Raw genomic sequence first — 6184 nt, 5'->3', positions numbered from 1 at the left:
GTCGGACCTTTCGGCCCGAATTCGTCCCATTGGTCCGAATTCGCTCACTCAAAATACTGACAGGCCACTTCTTGCGAAGCGCCTATATTTCTTTTTTGTGAACATTTGATAATTTAAGTCTTCAGCGACCGAAGTCACTGGCACTTTCATCAAACGCCCACACTTATCGACTGTTAATTGTTAAAGAACGTATTCGGTACTGATTTCTCTGCAGCCTGATGAAGCGTTGTGTTCATCAGCAGAGGAGCGAAATTATAAACCGTTTCGCTGATCTTGTCACGCTCATTTCTTCGTGTGTCGCTTCGGTCTTTCGACCTGCGCCGCACGCTACAATTTGCGCCCCGTTTGCGGGGAGGCGAACTATAGCAAGGCGCCGGTGGCCGTGCAAGGGCTATTTTTCAAAGCAGCCATTCGATCGGCAACCAACCCAGCACTGACACTTGCAACTTGCGCCAGAAGCTGGCCTCCGGCTCCTCCGTATGGCGCAGCAACGCGCCGTCCTTGTGCTCGAGCCAGATCAATTTACCCTCTTTACTCAGTTGCACCTCGTAGGCGCGATCAGGCAAGCCGGTCGCCATGCCCGAACTCAGTTGCTGCGCCAGCTTGGGGCTGTCGATAATAAAACCCATCTCCGTATTGAGCAGGTTCGAGCGGGGATCGAAATTGAACGAACCGATGAACAACTGGTCGCCATCGACGGCAAAGGTCTTGGCGTGCAGGCTCGATGCGGAACTGCCGAACGGCCCGCTGCGGCGCTCTGCCTGCTCCGACCAGGTGCGGCGCAGCTCGTACAGGTGCACGCCGCCCTCGAGCAGCGCCTTGCGGCGCTTGGCGTAACCGGCATGGACGGCGGCGACGTCGGTGGCGCCCAGCGAATTGGTCAGCACGCGCACGTCCACCCCCTTGCGCGCCAGGTCGGCAAAGGCGGCGGCGCCATCGGCGCCGGGCACGAAATACGGCGAGACCAGCGCGAACTGCCGGGTCGGCGTGCCGATCAGCTCGCGCATCTGCGGCATGATGCGGGTGTGCGCGGCGGCCTTGCCCAGCCCCTTGGCGGGGCTGTCGCTGACCAGCCGGGTGGTAGCCCATTCGAACGGCACGCGGCGCGCGCGCAAATCGGCGATGAAAGGGGAGTCGCGGATGGCGGCAATATAGGCCTGCGCCTGCGGCGTCGCCAGCAGCGCCTGGCCGGCGCGCGCCACTTCGGCGGCGCCTTCAGGTGTCGATGACGGCACGATCTGGCCCAGTGCGTACGACGAGGCGCTGTTCCAGTACTGGTCGAAATCCTGTTCGACGTCGGCCACCACGGGACCGACGGCCAGCACATCGAGATCGGCGAACAGCACCTCGCCGGCCGCACCAAAATAGGCGTCGCCCACATTGCGGCCGCCGACGATGGTGGCATGGCCGTCGACGGTAAATGATTTATTGTGCATGCGCCGGTTCAGGCGCGAAAAATCGGTCAGATAGCCAAGCGCGCGCACGCTGCGCAGCTTGAACGGATTAAACAGCCGCACCTCGATGGCCGGATGGGCGTCGAGCAGGGCCAGGCGCGCGTCGAGACCCTTGGTGTTGTTATCGTCGAGCAGCAGGCGCACCCGTACGCCCCGCTGCGCCGCGGCGTCGAGCGCGTTGAACAGCAAGGTGCCGGTGATGTCGTCGTCCCAGATGTAGTACTGCACATCGAGCGTGCGCTCGGCGGCGTTGGCCATCACGGCGCGGGCGGCGAACGCCTCGCGGCCGTCGCGCAGCATATAGATGCCCGACTGGCCAGGGTGCGCCGCCGCGGCCGGGGCGACCGCCTGCGCAATCGCCGTGTCGCGCGTGTCGAGCAGCGCCGGCATCTGGCTGGGCATCGGCGTGGGCAAACCGGAGCAGGCGGACAAAGCCAGCGCAGCGATGCCACACGCCACTGCAAGGCGCAGCGCGCCGGGCAGCCTGCGCGCTGCCCGTAACAACATCACAGGCCCTTGAAGTCGGCCGGGCGCTTGGCGAGAAAGGCCGCCATGCCCTCTTTTTGCGCCGGCGTGCCGAAGGCGGCGTGGAAGTAGCGGCGCTCGTAGCGCACCCCTTCCGTGAGCGTCGTTTCAAAGGCGCGGTTGACGCTGTCCTTGATCGCCATGGCCACCGAGACCGACATCGCGGCGATGACGGTGGCGGCGGCGATGGCTTCTTCCATCAGCTTGTCGGCCGCGACCACCCGCGAGACCAGGCCGGTGCGCTCGGCCTCGCCGGCATCGATCATGCGCGCCGTCAGCAGCATGTCCATGGCCTTGGCCTTGCCGATGGTACGCGGCAGGCGCTGGGTGCCACCGGCGCCCGGGGTCACGCCCACCTTGATTTCAGGCTGGCCGAACCTGGCGCTGTCGGCGGCGATCAGGAAGTCGCACATCATCGCCAGTTCGCAGCCACCGCCCAGGCAAAAGCCGGCCACCGCGCCGATGACGGGTTTGCGCACATTGAGAATGTGCTCCCAGTTGCGGCCGATGTAATTGTCGGGGTAGGTGTCGGCGTAGGTGTACTCGGCCATGGCGGCGATGTCGGCGCCGGCGGCGAACGCCTTTTCGCTGCCGGTCAGGACGATGCAGCCGATGTCCTTGTCGGCGTCGAAGCGGTACAGCGCATGACCGAGTTCGTTCATCATGTTGTCGTTGAGCGCATTGAGCGCCTTCGGACGGTTCAGGCGGATGACGGCAACGCGGCCGTGGGTTTCGATCAGCAGGTCGGTGTAGTCCATGAGTGCTCCTCCGTGGTGGTTCTATATTAGTTGGGGGCGATTGTAGCCGGTTCGATCAGCGCGGCATCAATACCCAGATCTGCCCGCGCTGCTTCATCAGGCCGGCGCTGTCGGCGGCCTGCCTGCCGAAGCCGTAAAAGAAATCGGCGCGCACGGCGCCGCGGATGGCCCCGCCCGTGTCCTGCCCCATCATCAGGCGCTGCAGCGGTGCGTCGCTGCCGGCGCGCGTGGTGGCCAGCCAGACGGGCGCGCCCAGCGGCAGCAGTTGCGGGTCGATCGCCACCGAGCGGCCCGGCGTGAGCGGCACGCCGAGCGCGCCTTTCGGTCCGATCGACGGGTCGGGCAGGCGCTCTTCTTTAAAGAAGACGTAACTGGGGTTGACGTTGAACAGTTCCTGGCGCCGCTGCGGGTGGGCGACGATCCACGCCTTGATGCTCTGCGCCGAGGCCTGGCTAACCGTCATTTCGCCCTGCTCGACCAGCCAGCGGCCGATCGCTTTATAGGGATGGCCGTTCTGATCGGCGTAGGCGATGCGCACGGTTTCGCCGCTGTCCTTGAGCTGCACGCGGCCGGAGCCCTGCACTTCGAGGAAAAACGCTTCGACCGGGTCATCGACCCACAGCAGCTCCTTGCCGGCGATATCGGCGCGATCGATGTCGGCACGGGTGCTGTAGGGGACCACTTTCTTGCCCACCAGCCGGCCGCGCAGGCGCATGCTCTTCAGGTCGGGGTAGACGGCGCCCAGTTCGATGGTGAGCAAATCGTCCGGCACCCGGTACAGCGGGGTCTGGAAGGCGCCGCCCCGGCTGCGCGCACCCTGCAGCATCGGCTCGTAGTAGCCGGTGATCAGGCCGCTGTCGGTACCGTCGGCGGCGCGGATCTGCTGGGGCGTGAAGCGGCTTTCGAAAAAGGCGCGCACGGCGGCGCCGTCACGCCCGTCGACGCTGGCGGCAGCGGCGCACACGGCCGCCCACGCCGGTTTCGTGGCGATCGCCTTGCACGAGGCGGTGAAGGCGGGCCACGCTTCGCGCAGGTCGTCGCCCTGCCAGCCCGGCAGCGCGGCGAAGGTGGTTGCGGTCATCAGCGGCGTCGGCGGCGGCGGCGGTGATGCTGGCGCCGGCAGCGGCGGCACCACGACCGGGCCGATCGGCGCCGGCATCTTGACGGGCGTGCGCGGCGGTGGCGTGCTCTGGCACGCGGCCAGGATCAAAGCCAGCGCCGCCGTGGCCAGGCGCGGCAAAAACGGTACACTGCGGCGAACGTCATTCATGGGAGTCTTGTATGTGGCTGTTGATAGCGGAAGGGGGCGTGGCGCTGTTTCTGCTGGCGTTTATCGTCTGGTGGACCATGTATCTGCCGCCGAAACGGCATGCCGACGACGAGGATGATAGTGAAGACAAGGCGCCACCGCCGCCCTGATCAGTGCAGGGTGCGCGGCAGCGACAGCACGAATTCGGGAATCGCCGCTTCGAACTGGTGACCGTCTTCGGCCACGCAAAAGTACTCGCCCACCATCGAACCCTGCGGCGTGGCCATCTGGGTGCCGCTGCTGTATTCGAACTGTTCTCCCGGCTGCAGCAGGGGCTGGTGGCCGACCACGCCCAGGCCGCGCACCTCCTGCTTGCCGTTGTTGGCGTCAACGATGACCCAGTGCCGTGCGATCAGCTGGGAGGCGACCGTGCCCGTGTTCTTGATGGTGATGGTGTAGGCGAACACATAGTTATTGCGTTCGGGCGCCGATTGTTCGGGCAGGTATTGCGTCTTGACAGAGACGGAAAGTTCGTAGGCGGCCATCAGGGTTCCTCTAGGTGCGCAGTGTTCGGAAGAAGGCATAAGCCCATGCCTTCATCATACATCGCGGGCTAAAACGCCGTTTCGCGCACGAGATTTTTGCGCCAGGGCGTAAAATAGCGAATCCTTCCATGCATCCATTTTCGCGCCTGCCATGAGCATCCCAATGAGCAACTACCAGATCGCCCCCAGCATCCTGTCCGCCGATTTCGCCCGCCTGGGCGAAGAAGTGCGCAATGTCGTCGCCGCCGGCGCCGACATCATCCACTTCGACGTCATGGACAACCATTACGTGCCGAACCTGACCATCGGCCCGCTGGTATGCCAGGCCATCCGCCCGCACGTGCAGGTGCCGATCGACGTCCACCTGATGGTCAAGCCGGTCGACCGCCTCATTCCCGACTTCGCCAAGGCGGGCGCCAACATCATCACCTTCCACCCCGAGGCGTCCGACCACATCGACCGCAGCCTGCAACTGATCCGCGACAGCGGCTGCCAGGCCGGCCTGGTGTTCAATCCGGGCACCCCGATGCATTACCTGAACCACGTGATGGACAAGATCGACATGATCCTCATCATGTCGGTCAATCCCGGCTTCGGCGGCCAGTCGTTCATCGGCGAGGCGCTGAAGAAACTCAGCATCGCCCGCCGCATGATCGTTGAATCGGGCCGTGCCATCCGGCTCGAAGTCGACGGCGGCATCAAGGTCGACAATATCCGCGCCGCCGCCGAAGCGGGCGCCGACACCTTTGTCGCCGGCTCGGCCATCTTCGGCCAGCCCGACTACAAAGACGTGATCGACGCCATGCGCGCCGAACTGGCCAAGGTCGCACGCTGATGCTGCCCGGGCACGGCGTCATCCGCGCGGTCATCATCGACCTCGACGGCACCATGCTCGACACGGTGCCCGACTTCCTGGTGGCGATCAACCGCATGCGCGCCGAACTGGCGCTGGCGCCGATCGACGCCGAGCAGGTCAAGCAGCTCGTCGGCAAGGGCTCTGAAAACCTGATCCGCGGCGTGCTCGCCGTCGATTTCGACAGCGCCGGCGTCGACCAGCACTTCGCCGCCGCGATGGCGTCCTACCAGCGCAACTACCTGGCCATCAATGGCGACCATGCCACGCTCTACGACGGCGTGATCGAGGGCCTGGCCGCCCTGCAGGCGATGGACCTGCGGATGGCCTGCGTGACCAACAAGCCGATCGCCTTCGCCCGCCCGCTGCTCGAAAAAATGGGGCTGGCGTCGTATTTCGAGACCGTCTACGGCGGCGAATGCCTGCCCCGTAAAAAACCGGACCCCATGCCGATGCTGCAGGTGTGCGCCGATTTCGACCTGGCGCCGGCCGACGTCGTCGCCATCGGCGACTCGTCGAACGACGCCGAAGCGGCGCGCGCGGCCGGTTGCGCGGTGCTGGCCGTCCCCTACGGCTACAACCATGGCCGGTCTATACACGAAGCCGATTCCGATGGTATAGTTGAATCGCTGCTTGAAGCGGCGTCCCTGATTAGTTCGCATAACCACGCTGCCTACTGAACCATATTCATGTTTTTCACCAAAAAACACACTGTCAACCAAACCGGCGCCCTTGAGGCCTGGCTTTGGCGACGCTGGCAATCCTGGGCCAACCACCCGCTGGGTCTCTAACCCACCCCG

General features: G+C 64.7%; 7 protein-coding genes. 3 read left to right on the top strand and 4 right to left on the bottom strand.

All coding sequences use genetic code 11. The annotated features are described in order from the left end of the window. Positions 1-398: 398 nt before the first annotated feature. From ACP7EY_RS22840 to mltA, 3 genes are read right to left on the bottom strand one after another with little or no spacing between them, the layout of a single operon-like run. Complete coding sequence (locus ACP7EY_RS22840; RefSeq protein ID WP_426197569.1) at positions 399-1961, bottom strand: phospholipase D family protein; 1563 nt, start codon at positions 1959-1961, stop codon at positions 399-401. Next, complete coding sequence (locus ACP7EY_RS22835; protein ID WP_426197568.1) at positions 1961-2737, bottom strand: enoyl-CoA hydratase; 777 nt, start codon at positions 2735-2737, stop codon at positions 1961-1963. Before ACP7EY_RS22835 ends, ACP7EY_RS22840 begins: the two co-directional genes overlap by 1 nt. Positions 2738-2792: 55 nt before the next feature. Next, complete coding sequence (mltA, locus tag ACP7EY_RS22830) at positions 2793-4007, bottom strand: murein transglycosylase A (protein WP_426197567.1); 1215 nt, start codon at positions 4005-4007, stop codon at positions 2793-2795. 11 nt (positions 4008-4018) lie between these two features. Between mltA and ACP7EY_RS22825 the strand changes: the two genes are divergently transcribed. Then, the gene (locus ACP7EY_RS22825; RefSeq protein ID WP_426197566.1) at positions 4019-4156 is read left to right on the top strand and encodes a hypothetical protein; all 138 of its coding nucleotides are present in this window, start codon (positions 4019-4021) and stop codon (positions 4154-4156) included. On the opposite strand, the gene apaG is transcribed toward ACP7EY_RS22825, so the two are convergent. Beyond that, entirely contained in the window at positions 4157-4531 is a 375-nt protein-coding gene (gene apaG / locus ACP7EY_RS22820; protein ID WP_426197565.1) for a Co2+/Mg2+ efflux protein ApaG, read from the bottom strand. 163 nt (positions 4532-4694) lie between these two features. Between apaG and rpe the strand changes: the two genes are divergently transcribed. Both rpe and ACP7EY_RS22810 read left to right on the top strand, forming a co-directional pair. Further along, entirely contained in the window at positions 4695-5366 is a 672-nt protein-coding gene (gene rpe, locus ACP7EY_RS22815; RefSeq protein ID WP_426197573.1) for a ribulose-phosphate 3-epimerase, read from the top strand. Then, positions 5366-6064 carry a phosphoglycolate phosphatase gene (locus ACP7EY_RS22810; protein ID WP_426197564.1) on the top strand — a complete coding sequence of 233 codons (699 nt, stop codon included), beginning with the start codon at positions 5366-5368 and terminating at the stop codon, positions 6062-6064. The genes rpe and ACP7EY_RS22810 overlap by 1 nt, the downstream gene beginning before the upstream one ends. Positions 6065-6184: the final 120 nt, after the last annotated feature.

Origin of the sequence: Massilia sp. DWR3-1-1 (assembly GCF_049898325.1) — a bacterium.
Taxonomy (GTDB): Bacteria; Pseudomonadota; Gammaproteobacteria; order Burkholderiales; family Burkholderiaceae_D; genus JAFCUW01.
Note: the sequence above shows the minus strand (reverse complement) of the source record. Positions and strands in the feature narration are given on the sequence as shown.